At 71.5% G+C, this 13793-nt stretch carries 12 protein-coding genes; 3 read left to right on the forward strand and 9 right to left on the reverse strand.

Features of this window, described 5'->3' with window-relative positions; translation table 11 throughout:
- Window positions 1–152: 152 nt before the first annotated feature.
- From ACWDAG_RS45890 to ACWDAG_RS45930, 9 genes are all read right to left on the reverse strand, one after another.
- Complete coding sequence (locus tag ACWDAG_RS45890) at window positions 153–1688, reverse strand: hypothetical protein (protein WP_450701542.1); 1536 nt, start codon at window positions 1686–1688, stop codon at window positions 153–155.
- On the reverse strand, window positions 1685–3412 hold the full coding sequence (locus ACWDAG_RS45895; protein WP_450701543.1) for a DUF3492 domain-containing protein: 1728 nt from the start codon (window positions 3410–3412) through the stop codon (window positions 1685–1687). Before ACWDAG_RS45895 ends, ACWDAG_RS45890 begins: the two co-directional genes overlap by 4 nt.
- Before the next feature lie 190 nt (window positions 3413–3602).
- Window positions 3603–5507, reverse strand: coding sequence for a dipeptide ABC transporter ATP-binding protein (locus ACWDAG_RS45900; RefSeq protein WP_450701544.1), 1905 nt, complete (start codon window positions 5505–5507; stop codon window positions 3603–3605).
- Complete coding sequence (locus ACWDAG_RS45905) at window positions 5504–6502, reverse strand: ABC transporter permease (RefSeq protein ID WP_450701545.1); 999 nt, start codon at window positions 6500–6502, stop codon at window positions 5504–5506. The genes ACWDAG_RS45900 and ACWDAG_RS45905 overlap by 4 nt, the downstream gene beginning before the upstream one ends.
- Window positions 6499–7512: an ABC transporter permease gene (locus tag ACWDAG_RS45910; RefSeq protein WP_450701546.1), complete on the reverse strand. Its 1014-nt coding sequence runs from the start codon at window positions 7510–7512 to the stop codon at window positions 6499–6501. The genes ACWDAG_RS45905 and ACWDAG_RS45910 overlap by 4 nt, the downstream gene beginning before the upstream one ends.
- Before the next feature lie 4 nt (window positions 7513–7516).
- Entirely contained in the window at window positions 7517–9235 is a 1719-nt protein-coding gene (locus ACWDAG_RS45915; RefSeq protein ID WP_450701547.1) for an ABC transporter substrate-binding protein, read from the reverse strand.
- 183 nt (window positions 9236–9418) lie between these two features.
- Entirely contained in the window at window positions 9419–9511 is a 93-nt protein-coding gene (locus ACWDAG_RS45920) for an Ms4533A family Cys-rich leader peptide (protein ID WP_450701548.1), read from the reverse strand.
- Between the two features lie 56 nt (window positions 9512–9567).
- A complete protein-coding gene (locus tag ACWDAG_RS45925; protein WP_450701549.1) occupies window positions 9568–10980 on the reverse strand; it encodes a DUF3152 domain-containing protein in 1413 nt (470 codons plus the stop codon).
- An 8-nt stretch (window positions 10981–10988) separates the two neighbouring features.
- Window positions 10989–12059, reverse strand: a complete 1071-nt coding sequence (locus ACWDAG_RS45930; protein WP_450701550.1) for an alpha/beta fold hydrolase — start codon at window positions 12057–12059, stop codon at window positions 10989–10991.
- A 164-nt stretch (window positions 12060–12223) separates the two neighbouring features.
- On the opposite strand from ACWDAG_RS45930, the gene ACWDAG_RS45935 reads away from it, so the two are divergent.
- The 3 genes from ACWDAG_RS45935 to ACWDAG_RS45945 all read left to right on the forward strand — a co-directional run bounded on the left by ACWDAG_RS45935 (window position 12224) and on the right by ACWDAG_RS45945 (window position 13677).
- Window positions 12224–12448, forward strand: a complete 225-nt coding sequence (locus ACWDAG_RS45935) for a hypothetical protein (protein WP_450701551.1) — start codon at window positions 12224–12226, stop codon at window positions 12446–12448.
- A 205-nt stretch (window positions 12449–12653) separates the two neighbouring features.
- Window positions 12654–13298 carry a TetR/AcrR family transcriptional regulator gene (locus tag ACWDAG_RS45940; RefSeq protein WP_450701552.1) on the forward strand — a complete coding sequence of 215 codons (645 nt, stop codon included), beginning with the start codon at window positions 12654–12656 and terminating at the stop codon, window positions 13296–13298.
- Between the two features lie 151 nt (window positions 13299–13449).
- Complete coding sequence (locus ACWDAG_RS45945) at window positions 13450–13677, forward strand: DUF3107 domain-containing protein (protein WP_030929216.1); 228 nt, start codon at window positions 13450–13452, stop codon at window positions 13675–13677.
- The last annotated feature ends 116 nt before the right edge of the window (window positions 13678–13793 follow it).

Below are 13793 nucleotides of genomic sequence, written 5' to 3' on the forward strand. Positions count from 1 at the left end.
GTCGGGTCGGGAGGTGATCATCTGGGGTTCTCCTTCGGAGGGGGTGGTGCGCTTGCCTCGGGCGGCGGGGCCGGGCGCCTGCGGCAGAGCGTGGGCCGACACGCGTCGGCGTGCGTACGACCCGTGGGGGTGCGCCGGGGACGGCCGGCGCGTCAGCACGGCCGGTCCGCGGGTGCATGGGCCGAGGCCCGGGTGAGCGTGCGGGTCGCGTGGATCAGCAGGGTCAGCGCGGCTGCCCCACAGGCGAGGGCCGGGACGCTGCCGCGGCCCCAGGCATCGACGAGGGTCTCCACCGGGGTGGCTAGGAAGCCGCACCCGGGGAGGCGGCCCGCGAAGACGGTGGCCGTGGCGGTGACCTCGGCCATGGTCGCGGCGGAGAGGACGAGCGCGGGGGCGCGAGTGAAACCGTGCGTGGTGAGGAGGCGGGCGAGCAGCAGCAGAGCGCCCAGGGTGACGGTCTGGGCGTAGGCCGCGGACTCGCCCAGGGCCGCGCCGCACAGGGCGAGCAGGGCCGTCAGCGCGCACAGGTACAGGGCGAACGAAGCGAGGAGGAGCGGTCGCACGGAGGCGGCGTACTCCTCCAGCGCACGGCTCGCGGTCAGTCTGCGGCGGGCGCGTACGGCGAAGAGGTGGGCGCTCCAGGCCGCGGGGGCGCAGGCCAGCATGAGGGCCAGGACGGGGGCCGTGGCAAGGGGCCAGGGGCTCTCGGGGCCTCCGGCGAGGGCTGCGCGCAGGAGTCCGTCACCGAGGAGGGCGTACCCGAGGAGCCAGTACGTGCACACGCGGCTTCCGGGGGCGTACGGGAGGGTTCCCGGGGCTCTGCGGCCCGTCGCGCCGAGGGGGCCGCGGGTGAGCGCCGCGCGCAGGGCGAGAGCGACGCCGAGGACACCGACGGCGGCCGCGATCGCGCGGGCCTGTCCGTGGGTGAGGTGCAGGGCGGCGACGGTCGCCGCACACAGTGCTCCGGGCAGGAGGGTGAGCAGGGCCCAGTCGACGCGCGCCCTGGGCACGTCGAGGACTGCCGGGCGGGCGGGGTCGCCCTCGCCGCGGGGCACGCGCGCGTACATCTCCTCCGCCAGTGAGAAGACGTCCCGGTGGCGGAAGCGAGCGGCGGTCCGGTCGGTGACGCCGTGGGCCTCCAGCCCCGCGGCGATCTCCAAGGGGTCCACCGCTCGCTCGCACAGCTCACGGTGACGGTGCATCAGCGCCTTCACCGGGTCGGCGGCGGCCCGCCGGGAAGCGGCGGGTGGGCGGGGGGTGGCCGGATGGTCGGTGTCGGCATGCGCGGGCGCCGGGGCTTCGGCGTCTACACGCGCGCGTACCAGGACTTCATCGCCGCCGCGCATGCGTGCCGGGGCTTCATCGCCGCTGCGCATGCGTGCCGGGGCTTCATCGCCGCCACGCGTGCGTACCGGGCCCTCGGCGGTGGCACGCGCGTGTGCCGAGCTTTCGGCGGTGGCACGGGCGCGGGCCGGAGCTTCGGCGTCGCCACGCACGCGCGCAAAGGCTTCGATGTCGCCACGCGTGCGTGCCAGGGCATCATCGCCGCTGCGCGCACCAGGTGCCGCCTCTCCTCCGGTGCCGTCCGAGTCGGCGGTGTCCCCCGCGAGCCATTCCTGCGACCGTTCGTCCCAGGGTCCGGGGCTGTCCGGGGTGCCAGGGCGGTCCAGTGCTCCCAAGTCGCTCATCGCGCCCCCTCGGTGGCCGGCATCGGGGGTGTGGTCCGGGGTGGTGTTGCGCGGACCGGGGTGCCCGTCGCCCAGCCGGGGCCGCCGCGAGCCACCACGCGCGCGTCCGGGTGGGTCCAGCGGCCGGGGACATGCGCCTCGGCGGGGACGGCGAACGGCAGCGGCTCTCCCGTGTCGTCGAGGACGACGCGGCGCACCGGGGTGCGCGAGACGATCTCCAGGTAAATGCCGTGAAATGCCGTGGTGTTCTGCTCGACGGTGAACAGTTCGAGCGCACGCGCGCGTGCGGCGGCCCCCAGGCGCTCCCGGCGCTCGGGGTCACGCAGCAGCGCCAGGCACGCCTCGGCGAGTGCCCGCGGGTTGCGCGGCGGTACGACGAGCCCCGTGCCCCCGATGACCTCCACGATCGCGCCCACGTCCGTGGAGACGGTCGCGCGGCCGCAGAACATCGCCTCGACCAGGCTGATCGGGAAGCCCTCGACGACGCTGGACAGCACGGTCACGGGGCCGGCGGCGTACGCGTCGGCGAGGCTCGGCAGCTCCGGGCCGCCGATCTCCTCGAAGGACACCGGGTTGTCGCCGACGGCGTGCAGCCCTGCCGCCTCGTCGGGGAAGAGTTGCGCCGCCAGGGCCCGGCAGTGGCCGAGATAGGCCTCGCCGTCGGGGCCGTCCGGAGCGCCGACGATCCGCAGCAGAGTCTTCGGTGCCTCCTTGCGGATCTCCGCGAAGGCGTGCAGCAGGGACACCAGGTCCTTGGCGGGTTCGATGCGGCCGACCCAGACGAGCGTGTCGGGGTCGGCGGACTCCGGGGACTCGCCCACCTCGGCGAAGCGGGAGGCGTCCATGCCCGGGTAGACCGTGCGGAGCTTCGCGCGGTCGGCGCCGCACCGTTCCTGCCAGCGGCGGGCGTGCGCGTTGCCGGGCGTGACGATCGCGGCCTGGTGGTAGATCTCGGTGGCGAGTCTGCCGTGGAAGGCGGCGAGCAGGGACCGTACGGCGGGCGGGGCGTCCGTGGCGGCCAGGTAGTGAGTGCGCAGCCGCACGCCGTATTCGGTCAGCAGCAGGGGTACGCCGTGGAAGTGGCGGGCGAGCAGCCCGGCCAGGGCCGCGGGCCCGCCGGACGTCGCGTGGCACAGGTCGGCCGAGCCGAGTCCGTCGTCCTCGTACCAGTCGAGCGAGAGGGGGCGCAGGGCGCGTTCCAGGTGCGCGGCGACGGTGAGCAGATCCGGTACGCGCGCCTCACGCGCCGCCCCCAGGGCGCCCGGCGCACGACAGGCGCGCTCCAGGGCTCGTACGGCGGCCTCGGAGCGGAGCGCTCCCACCAGGCCCCGCTCGTCCCTGGCGAGTTCGGCGAGCCCGTACAGCGCGCTGCCGAAACGGTCCGCCTCAGCGGCGGGAGTGTCCCCGGAAGCGCCGGAAAGATCTCCTGCGTTTCCCTCACACAGCGCGGCCGCCAACTCCCCGTAGCACTCGGCGAACCGCCGCCGCGCCCGGCGCCCGTAGGTCGTCCCGTCGTCCTCGGCCGTCCACAGCGGCGCCGTACGTACCCGGCCGACCTGCGGCGGGAGCGCGACCCAGCCCTCGTTCTCCTGTCGCTCGCTGCGGCTGAGTGCGTAGACGTCGAACTCGTGCTGCCCCAGCCCGCGCACGAGCCGGTCGCACCAGAGCCTGGCGTCACCGCTCACATACGGATAGCCACCCTCCGTAAGCAGTCCGATGCGCACGAACGCACCCCCGATCTCCCGTATGGGGAGCCGCCGTTGACCCGGCGGCTCGCAGCGGGAAGAACGTATGCGGACAAGGCGGTGGCGCGACGGACGGTTGTCCATCGCGCCACCAAAAGGGGTGAACGGTCGTAACTTTCCCGTGCGGATCGCGTTCGATCGCGCTAAGAGATCAAGCAGTTACGTTAAGTCAGGCCGCTGCGAGCTCCCGCCGGGCAGCCCTGCGCCGGGCCGCGACCTGGGGGTCGAGTGCCGGTACGGCGGCGAGCAGCTGCTTGGTGTACGCGTCCTGGGGCTTGTCGTACACCTCGTCGGCGGGCCCGGACTCGACGATCCGGCCGCGGCGCATCACCGCGACCCGGTCACTGACCTGTCGTACCACGGCGAGGTCGTGGGCGACGAAGACGAGCGCGAGCCCGAGTTCGCGCTGCAGCTCGCCGAGCAGGGCCACCACCTGGGCCTGGGTGGTCACGTCCAGCGCGGAGACGGGTTCGTCGCAGACGATGACGCGCGGGTCGGCCGCGAGCGCCCGTGCGATGCCCACCCGCTGGCGCTGGCCGCCGCTGAACTCGTGCGGGTAGCGGTCGTAGTGCGCTCCTTCGAGTCCCACGCGCTCCAGCAGTTCCGTCACGCGCCCCCGGATGGCCTTCTCGTCCCGCTCGCCACGCGCGCGGAGCGGATCGGCGATGGACTCGCCCACACTGCGACGCGGATTGAGGGAGGAGACGGGGTCCTGGAACACCATCTGGACGGCCGGATTCACGCCCACGCGCGCGTGCCCCTCGTAACGGACCTCTCCGGCCGTCGGCTCCAGCAGCCCGACCAGCATCCGCCCGAGCGTGGTCTTTCCGCTGCCGCTCTCGCCGACGATGCCGAGGGTCTCGCCGCGGCGGAGGACCAGCGACACGTCGTCCACGGCGGCGAACGCCCGCTTGCCGCGCCCGAATTCGCGCCGCAGCCCGGCCGCCTCCAGGACGACACTCCCGGCACCACCCGAGGAGCCGGCCCGGGCGCCCCGCGCCGAGACACCCGAAGAAGCGGCCCCGACGGCCCGGGGCGCAGCACCCGGAGGCACAGGCCCACCGTCCCCCGACGAGACCGCCTCGGCAGTCTCCACGGGAGCGCCCGGCGAGCCGGCCGGAGCGGTCCGGGGCGAGGCGCTCGAAGAGACCGCTCCGCCGTCCCCGGGCGCGCCCCCCGGGGACACAGCCCCGCCATCGCCCGACGAGACACCCTGGGCGTCCTCCGCCGAGGCGTCCGGCAGGGCAGCCCCGCCGTTCCCCGCCGCGGATTCCGGGACGGCCCCGGGTACCGCCCGCCGCGCGTCCACGCGCGGGACCGCTGCCAGGAGGTCCTGCGTGTACGGCTCCGTCGGCGCGTCCAGTACGTCCGCGACCGGCCCGTGTTCGATCACGCGCCCGTGCCGCATGACGAGGATCTCGTCGACGCTCTCGGCGGCGACGCCCACGTCATGGGTGACGAGCAGCAGCCCCATGCCCGTCTCCTCGCGGAGGGTGTGCAGCAGGTCGAGGATCTGGGCCTGGACGGTGACGTCGAGTGCGGTCGTCGGCTCGTCGGCGATCAGCAGCTCGGGCTCGCAGGCGAGCGCCATGGCGATGAGCGCGCGCTGGCGCATACCGCCGCTGAACTCGTGCGGACGGGAACGGGACCGGCGCAGTGCGTCCGGAATTCCAACCCGGTCGAGCACCTCCACGGCACGCGCGCGTGCCGCACGTCGTGACACGCGCGTGTGCACGCGGTACACCTCGGCGATCTGGTCGCCGATCGCGTAGTACGGGTCGAGGGACGACAGGGGGTCCTGAAAGACCATCGCGGCCTTCGCTCCGCGCAGCCGCCGCAGTTCGTCGTCCGACGCCTGCTGTACGTCGGCGCCGGCGACCTCGATCGAGCCGCCGACCCGCGCGCCCGTGCCGCGGTGCAGCCCCAGCAGGGCCGAGGCGACGGTGGACTTCCCGGAGCCGGACTCGCCGACCAGGGCCAGGGCGGCGCCCTGCTCCAGGCGGAAGGAGAGGCCGTCGACGGCCCGCAGGTCGCCGAACTCGACGGAGAGATCCGTGACTTGGACGAGACTCACGTCAGTACCACCCGTCGGTCGGCCACCGCGTACAGCACGTCCGCGACGGCGTTGGCGAGGACCACGAAGAAGCCGATCACCAGGACCATGCCGACGACGACCGGAAGGTCGACCACATTGACGGCGTGGACTAGTTCCTGGCCGATGCCGGGAAGGCCGAAGAGGGTCTCGGTGAGCACGGCACCGCCGATCGCCGAGCCGACGTTGTTGGCGTTCAGCGCGATGACGGGCGCCAGGGCTCCGCGCAGCGCGTGCCGTCCCACGATCGTCCGCTCGGCGACGCCGTAGGCCCGGAACGTGCGGATGTGGTCCTCGGCCAGGGTCTCCAGCATCGACGACCTGGTCAGCCGGGCGAACGCCGCGGCCTCGATGAGGGCGAGCGAGAGCCAGGGCAGGAGCAGGTTCCACGCCCACTGCTCGGGGTCGTCGGTGAAGTTCACGTACTGCGGGAAGGGCAGCAGCTGCAGTTCGCCGCAGACGACGATCATCAGGACCAGCCCGATGACGAAGACCGGCGTGGCCCAGCCCGCCAGGGTGAGGGCGGTCAGCACGCGCTCGGTGAACCGGCCGCGCCGCCAGGCGGAGAGCACGCCGGTACCGACGCCGAGCACCAACCACAGCACCATCGCGCCGAGCACGAGCGAGAGGCTCACCGGGAGCTTCGTGAGGATGATGGCCATGACCTGCTGGTCGCTCTGATAGGAGAGCCCGAGGCAGGGGGCCGAGCAGTGCTCCACGGAGGTGCCCGTGGAGTAGTCCTGGCCGACCACCAGCCCTTCCAGGAAGTGCCAGTAGCGCAGGTACAGCGGATCGCCGAGCTTCAGCTGCTGTGCCACCTGATGCACCTGCTCCGGGGAGCAGCGCGGGCCGCAGGTGATCTGGGCGACGTTGCCGGGGGTGGCGTAGAAGACGACGTAGACGATCACCGAGATGGCCAGCAGGGTCACCACGGCGCCGATGGTGCGACGCAGGAGGAAACCTCCGAAGCCGCTCATGCGGTTTCCTCCTTGTCGGCCTTGGCCTCACGCTTGCTGCCGGTTCCGACGCTCAGGCGCGAGGCCGCGCGCGGGTCCAGGGCGACGCGGACGCCGTCGCCGAGGACGGTCAGCGCGAGGACGGTGACGAACAGCGAGCCCGCCGGGAGCAGCAGGTACTGCGGGGCCGCCTGGTACCAGACGTCCGCGGCGGTGAGCATCTGCCCCCAGGACGGCGTCGGCGGCTTCACTCCGACGCCGAGGAAGGACAGGGCGGCCTCGACGCTGATGTTGACCGGCATGAGGATCGCGGCGTACGTGATGACCGGCGCGGCGAGCCCCGGCAGCAACTCCCTGCGAGCGATACGCCAGGTGCCCCAGCCGCTGAGCCGCGCGGCGGAGACGTAGTCGAGCCCCTTCAGGGTGAGCGTCTGGGCGCGCACGATCTTGGCGATGTTGCCCCAGGCGATGAATCCGATGACCAAGGTGACCAGAACCGGTCGCGGGAAGCTCGCCGGGACGATCGCGAGCAGGGCCAACGACATGATCATCAGAGGCATGGCGACAAAGATGTCGGTGATCCGGCTCAACAGTTGATCAACCCATCCACGGCCGAGCGCGGAGGCGATGCCCATCACCACACCCACGAAGACCTGGATGACCGTGGCGGCGAGTGCGACCCCCAGCGAGACCCGCGCCCCGTACACCAGCCGAGCGAACAGATCCCGCCCGGTCTGGGGCTCGACCCCCAGCCAGTGGTCTCCGCTCATCCCTCCGAAGGACCCGATCGGCACTCCCCCGCGCGCGGAGTCGATGAGCGACGGGTGATACGTGGTCGGGTCCTGCCCCTCGAGGGCGGTGAGCAGCGGCGCGGCGAGCGCGACCAGGACCAGCAGCGCGACGACGGCCGCCGCGACGAGGGCGGCGCGCTGCGTGCGCAGCCGCCGCCAGAACTGACGAGCCCCCGAGGCGCCGGGGACGGGCTCCACGCCCGCCCCGGCGGCCTCGGCGGCGACAAGTGCCTCACTCACGGCGCTACTTCACCGCGACCTGCGAGATGTCCAGCACACCGGTCCAGTCGCTGATCACGACGTTCCGGATGTCCTTGCCGACCAGGCGCTTGTAGACGGGGTGGAACAGCGGCACGGTCAGGGCCTGCTCGCCGATCTTCTTGTCCAGTGCACCCCACCTCTTGGCGGCAGCGTCAAGATCGGTCAACTTGTTGATCGCGTCAATCTCGGCATTGACCGACTTGTCATTGAGCAGGCCATTGTTGAAGTTCGCGCCGTCCTTGACGATCTGCCGGCCGTCGAAGATCGGGGCCAGGAAGGGGCCGCCGGAGGGCCAGTCGGCACCCCAGTGGGCGAGGAAGAACCCGGGCTCGGTCCTCACAGTGTGGATCTTGTCGCGGTAGTCGTTGTCCTCCAGCCCCTGCAGCTTGACCGTGATCCCGGCCTGCTTGAGCGCGTCCTGGATCGCGGTCGCGATCTCCGGGCTGGTCTCGAAGTTCTTGGCGTTGGAGTGCGTCAGCGTGACCGTGAGCCCGTTCGGGTAACCGGCCTCCTTCAGCAGTTCCTTGGCCTTCGCCGCGTTGCCCGTCTTGCCCGCCGGGAAGAGGTCGTAGGGCGTGTAGCCGAAGGACTTCTGGTTCGGCAGGTAGGTGGTGGCGGGCTCGGCGAGCGCGGATCCACCCGCAGCATTGATCACGGACGAGCGGTCGATGGCGTACGAGATCGCCTGCCGTACCTTGACGTTGTTGAACGGCTTGACGGTCGGGTTGAACGCTATGTAGTTCGTGTAGCCGAAGTGGCCGGTGCCGACGCGAGAGGCAAGTTCCTTGTCGCCGGTCACCTTGGCGAGCTCGGCCGGACCGAGGTTGGTGTCCACCGTGACGGCGGTCGCGTCCGCCCCCTGGGACGCGGACAGCCGCTGGTTGATCACGGACGAGTCCAGCCCCGACTTCACGTCGACCTTGTCCGGGTAGGCCTTGCGCTCGGCGTCCGTCGCCGTCGACCAGTACGTGTTGCGCTCCAGGACGATGTGCTCGCCGTTGTTCTCGTTCTTCACGACCTTGTACGGGCCGGACGAGACCGGGTGCTCCGCGTACTTCGTCCCCGTGTCCTTGGCCTTCGGGACGGGCGCGAACTGCGTCTGCGTGGCCAGGTACGGGAACTCGCCCTCGGGCTTGTTCAGATGGAAGACGATGGTCTGGGCATCCGGCGTCTCGATCGCCGACAGGCCCTTCTTGTCCTTGTACGGCCCCTGGTAGTCGGCCGCGCCGACCAGCCAGTCCCTCAGGTAGGGGGCGCCGCCGGACAGTTCGGGCGCGAAGGAGCGCTCGATGCCGTACTTGATGTCGGCGGAGGTGATCGCCGTGCCGTCCTCGTACTTGAGGCCCTTCTTCAGGGTGTACGTCCACACGGTCGCGTCCTTGTTGGGACGCCCGGTGTCGGTGGCGAGGTCCGGGACGACCTTGGCGCCGGCCGCGCCGTTCTCGCGGTTGCGGGTGGTGAGCGTACGGAAGACCAGGGACGGGATGTTGCCGCCGCCGGAGGTGTACAGGCGGGCCGGGTCGAAGTTGTCCGTCGGGCTGGAGTTCAGCACCGTCAGGGTGCCGCCCTTGTGCGGCGTGGAGTCGCCGCCGGAGCCCTTGGCATCGTTGTCCTTCGGCCCGCAGGCGGCGGCGCCCGCTGCCAGAACCAGGCCTACGGATGCAGCGGCCAGGCGGCGCGCTCTGACGGACGGTTGACGCATCGGAATGACGACCTCTCGGAGTGGTTCGGGCCCGGTGAATCCGAAAGAAGCCCGAATGGTGAGACGGATAGACGAGGAGTGAGACGAAAGTGAACAGACCTCTGCCCGGGCGTCAGGTCGTCGAAAACCGTGACCGGGTCACGGAAGGGAAAAGATCGCGACGCGAACGCCTGGGGGCGAGCGTCAGCGACAGTGGATGTCGGCCACGCAGAGCGCGGTCACGCCGATGAGCGCCAGCTCGATGGCGGCGCGGTCGGAGGCGTGGGGGGTCGACATGCCCAGAAATATGTATGAACTTTCTGGGCATGTCAATGTGACGTCTGTGGTGCCTGTCAACTTCCGGGATACGGCCAGGGGTTGGGCAGACAGTGGATCCCGTCGTGGTCGAGGAACTTGGTCTGCTGCTGCATGACCGGCGCGAGCTGGCCGTTCTTGCTGCAGGTGACGTGGCCGTGGCCGAGCCGGTGACCGACCTCGTGGTTGATCAACATCTGCCGGTAGGCGTGAATTTGATCACCGTATGTCTTCGATCCCTGCGCCCATCTGTATGCGTTGATCATCACGCGCTCGGTGGCGGCCGAGTCGCACGAGACGTTGTCCTCGGTGGTGTCGAGCCCGGACTTCGCGCACCACTTCGCGGTCGTCCCGGGGCTGGCGAGCGTGATCACGAAGTCGGGCTTGCCGGTGTAGATGCGCTCGAAGGTGCGGGCGCCGTTGTGGGCCCAACTCCGGTCGTCGTTGAGCGTCTTCTGCACGGCCTCGGCGAAGAGTGCGCCGTCGAGCCCGAGCCCCTGCTCCACGTCCACGCGGTAGGTGTACTTCTGTCCCGTGCCCGGCGCCTTGTCGAACCCGGGGACCGCATCGAACTTCCCCGACCCCTTGAGCGTGGCGCTGAGCGGGTACTTCTCGCCCATCGCCTGCGCGTAGGTCAGCGTCGCCAAGCTGGGCGACGAGGACGGCGACGGCCCCGAGTCCCGGGCGTCCCGCGCCTGGTCGGTGGCCGACTGCGTCCCTATGCCGGTGTCCTCGCGTCCGTTCGTGACCTGGCCGGCGACGACGACGGCCAGCACGGTGGTGACGGCGGCGGCCGCGATACCGGTGAACGTCCGCCCCTTGCTGCCCCTGGCCTGCGCGGGCACTCCCGTCGGCGGCGCGTCGTCGTCGGTCTCGGAGGGGACGCCCGCACCGGTGCCGGGGTACCGGTCGGTGACGGAGGCGTACGGGTCCGAGACGTGCGCCGAGACACCGGAGCGGGGCGCGAAGACGTCGTCGTCCTCGTCGAAGGCGTCGAGGTAGTCCTGCCGCGGCCGGCCGGGCGGCTGTTGCCGCTGCCGCGGTATGGCGACACCGGGGCCGGCGCCGCCCGGCCCCCTCAACTCGCCCCATCCACCACCGGCTTCACGCTGCTCGGGGTGACCACCGCGGACCTGAGGGGTGCCGTGCGCGGGGGTGCCGTCGGGATACCGCGGCACCCCATGGGCAGGCGTGCCGTCCGGCAGCCGCGGCATCCCGTGCACAGGCGTGCCGTCGGGGACCCGTGGCACCCCGCGCGCGGGCGTCCCGTACATCGGAGCACGCTGCTGCCCGCCCGACGGTCCGGGAACCCGGCGGCCCCCCGCACCGCCCTGCTGAACCCCCGGAACGGAGCCGGGCCCGGCGGCAGGCCTGCCGCCCTGTCCCGCCCCTATGTCACCGGCATCACCCTTCGCGGCGGCAGCGCCCCCGCGGCGGCTGTGGCGTCCCACGTCGGCCCTCAGCTCCCCGCACTCTCGGCAGCGGCCTCGCCGTCGTCGACGACCGGGCCACCTCCGTCGGAGGCAGCCGCGGCTGCGAGAGAAGCCCGTTTGCCGGACGGAAAGCCGTCGGCCGGCTCTCCCGTCTCGCCGAGGAACTCGCAGAAGGCGCGGGCCACCGTGTCGGGGTACTCCATCATCGCCACGTGCCCCGCGTCCGGCAGGGTGAGCAGACGGGAGTCACGGAACGCGCGAGCCGCCCGCTGAGCCATGCGGAAGCCGACGAGCTGGTCCCGGCCGCCGTAGACGAGCAGGGTCGGGGCGAGGACGCGCTCGGCCTGGCGCCACAGGCCGTGTTGACCGCCCAGCGTGTAGGCGTTCACGACCCCGCGCGCGGAGCGCGTCAAAGCGTCCCAGAAGTACGGCAGTTGGAGGCGCCGCTCCATCTCCTCGACCGCGTTGCGGAAACCTTCCGGTGTCACCCGACCGGGGTCGCCGTAGCAGAGCGCCGTGACCCCGCGGACCCGCTCCTCCGCGGACCACTCCTTGGTGAACCGGGTGAAGAGCGCGGTGACACCGGGCAGCGCCAGCAGTGCCGTGGGGACCGCGGTCCGCTGGACGCGGATCTCCGGCAGCGCCGGCGACACCAGCGTGAGCGTCCGTACGAGGTCGGGCCGCAGCGCCGCGACGCGGGTGCTCACGGCACCCCCGAGGGAGTTGCCGAAGAGATGCACGGGCCCGCGCCCGACCGCGTCGAGAAAACGGATGACCGCGCGCGCGTGCCCGGTCACCGAGTAGTCGCCGTCGTCCGGCGGCGGCGAGTCGCCGAAGCCCGGCAGGTCCACGGCCTCGCCGTCGACGACGCCCTCCAGCTGCTGCATCAGCGCCGACCAGTTCTGCGAGGAGCCGCCGAGCCCGTGGACGTACAGCGCGGGCGGCAGCCCCTGACGGGCCGGTGGTCTCGATCGCACCGCCAGCGTGATCCCCGGCAGCCCGACCGACCTGAGCCGCTCACCGTCCGCGACCCTGACGGGCGCCACCTTCGGGAGCGCAGTGGTAGCCGGCACGGAGGGCAGCTCGGTCGAAGACATGCGGCAATGTTACGAGACGATCACGCAGTGACTGCTGTGTTCGCCGTCACAGATCGCGCGCACAACACATAGCGTCGGGATCGGGTGTCTCCTAGGCTCGTACAGAGGGCACCCGCTGTGGTCCCTGCTTCTTCCAGGGACATTCGTAGGAAGGGAGCCCAGCCATGGCCGTAGACCCCACCGATCCCGAGACGTTCGAGGACGAGGACACGCAGGAAGCCCAGGAGATCGACGTCGAGGCCCCCGAGAACGACGCCGCGGAACAGCACGCCCACCTCGCGCCCGACCGCGACGACCCTCTCGAGGACGTGGACCCGGCCCGCGCGAACGAGGCCGACCTCGTCGAGCAGCGCCGCGTCGTCTCCATCGACGAGGACGACTACCGCTGACAAGCGCTTGCGGGGCGCCGGAGGGTGTCGCTGAGCTGGAACGGGGCCACTTGCTGCCCGCTTCAGCCTGCTTTGAAACCCTCTGTACGGCTATCGCCACTGTCCGGTCCGTGAAATTCTGCGCTCGCACCGCGCACGACAGGGTTACCGAAAAGTACGATGGCCGCGCGGCGCACACCGCATGTGGACGAATTTGGGAGGCGGCGTGACAGCCATCGAGCAGACAGAGGCGGCACGCCCGCGGGGCACGCGCCTGCCGCGCCGTGCCCGACGGAACCAGTTGCTGGGCGCCGCACAGGAAGTCTTTGTGGCGCAGGGGTACCACTCGGCCGCGATGGACGACATCGCGGAGCGCGCCGGCGTCAGCAAGCCGGTGCTCTACCAGCACTTCCCGGGCAAGCTCGACCTCTATCTCGCCCTGCTGGACCAGCACTGCGAGTCGTTGATCGGGGCGGTACGCGGGGCACTCGCCTCGACGACCGACAACAAGCAGCGCGTGCGGGCGACGATGGACGCCTACTTCGCGTACGTCGAGGACGACGGCGGTGCCTTCCGCCTGGTCTTCGAGTCGGACCTGACGAACGAGCCCGCGGTGCGCGAGCGCGTCGACAAGGTCACGAACGAGTGCGCGGAGGCGATCCGTGACGTGATCGCCGAGGACACCGGCCTCTCGCCCGCGGAGGCGATGCTGCTGGCCTCCGGCCTCGGCGGCCTCGCCCAGGTGGTCGCCCGGTCGTGGCTGCACAGCGACCGCAGCGTGCCGCGCGACCAGGCGGTGCAACTGCTGACGTCGCTCGCCTGGCGCGGTATCGCGGGCTTCCCGCTGCACGGCACCGAACAGCCTCACTGAGTCGCACGCGCGCGTACAGGCCGTTTGTTCCCGCCTGCTGTTCGCTCCTGGCGTGCAGGCGCGGAGGGTGTACGTCCCCTCACCGGGCTAATGTGTGCTGGTACGGCGCGTAAAGGTCGCGCACTTCACTGACCGTCGGAGGGACATAGCCGTGGAGGTCAAGATCGGCGTGCAGCACGCGCCCCGCGAGATCGTTCTGGAGAGCGGTCAGAGTGCCGAGGAGGTCGAGCGGGTCGTGGCCGAGGCACTGGCCGGGAAGTCGCAGCTGCTGACCCTCGTGGACGAGCACGGCCGCAAGGTCCTCGTCCCGGCCGAGCGCCTCGCCTACGTCGAGCTCGGCGAGCCGGCCCCGCGCAAGGTGGGTTTCGGAGCGCTGTAGACGCACAGCAGCACATCACGGGAGAGGCCCGGCGACCGATGGCCTGCGTCTGCTCCTGGCGCACCCCGAGATCGAGATCGGGGCCCTGACCGGCAACTCCAACGCGGGCCAGCGGC

Source organism: Streptomyces sp. NPDC001157, from assembly GCF_053598255.1.

Bases quoted from the DNA above. Each gene is read 5' to 3' on its own strand.
- ACWDAG_RS45890 (WP_450701542.1), bottom strand. From the start codon at position 1,688: ATGAGCGACTTGGGAGCACTGGACCGCCCTGGCACCCCGGACAGCCCC.
- ACWDAG_RS45905 (WP_450701545.1), bottom strand. From the start codon at position 6,502: ATGAGCGGCTTCGGAGGTTTCCTCCTGCGTCGCACCATCGGCGCCGTG.
- ACWDAG_RS45915 (WP_450701547.1), bottom strand. From the start codon at position 9,235: ATGCGTCAACCGTCCGTCAGAGCGCGCCGCCTGGCCGCTGCATCCGTA.
- ACWDAG_RS45920 (WP_450701548.1), bottom strand. From the start codon at position 9,511: ATGTCGACCCCCCACGCCTCCGACCGCGCCGCCATCGAGCTGGCGCTC.
- ACWDAG_RS45930 (WP_450701550.1), bottom strand. From the start codon at position 12,059: ATGTCTTCGACCGAGCTGCCCTCCGTGCCGGCTACCACTGCGCTCCCG.
- ACWDAG_RS45935 (WP_450701551.1), top strand. From the start codon at position 12,224: ATGGCCGTAGACCCCACCGATCCCGAGACGTTCGAGGACGAGGACACG.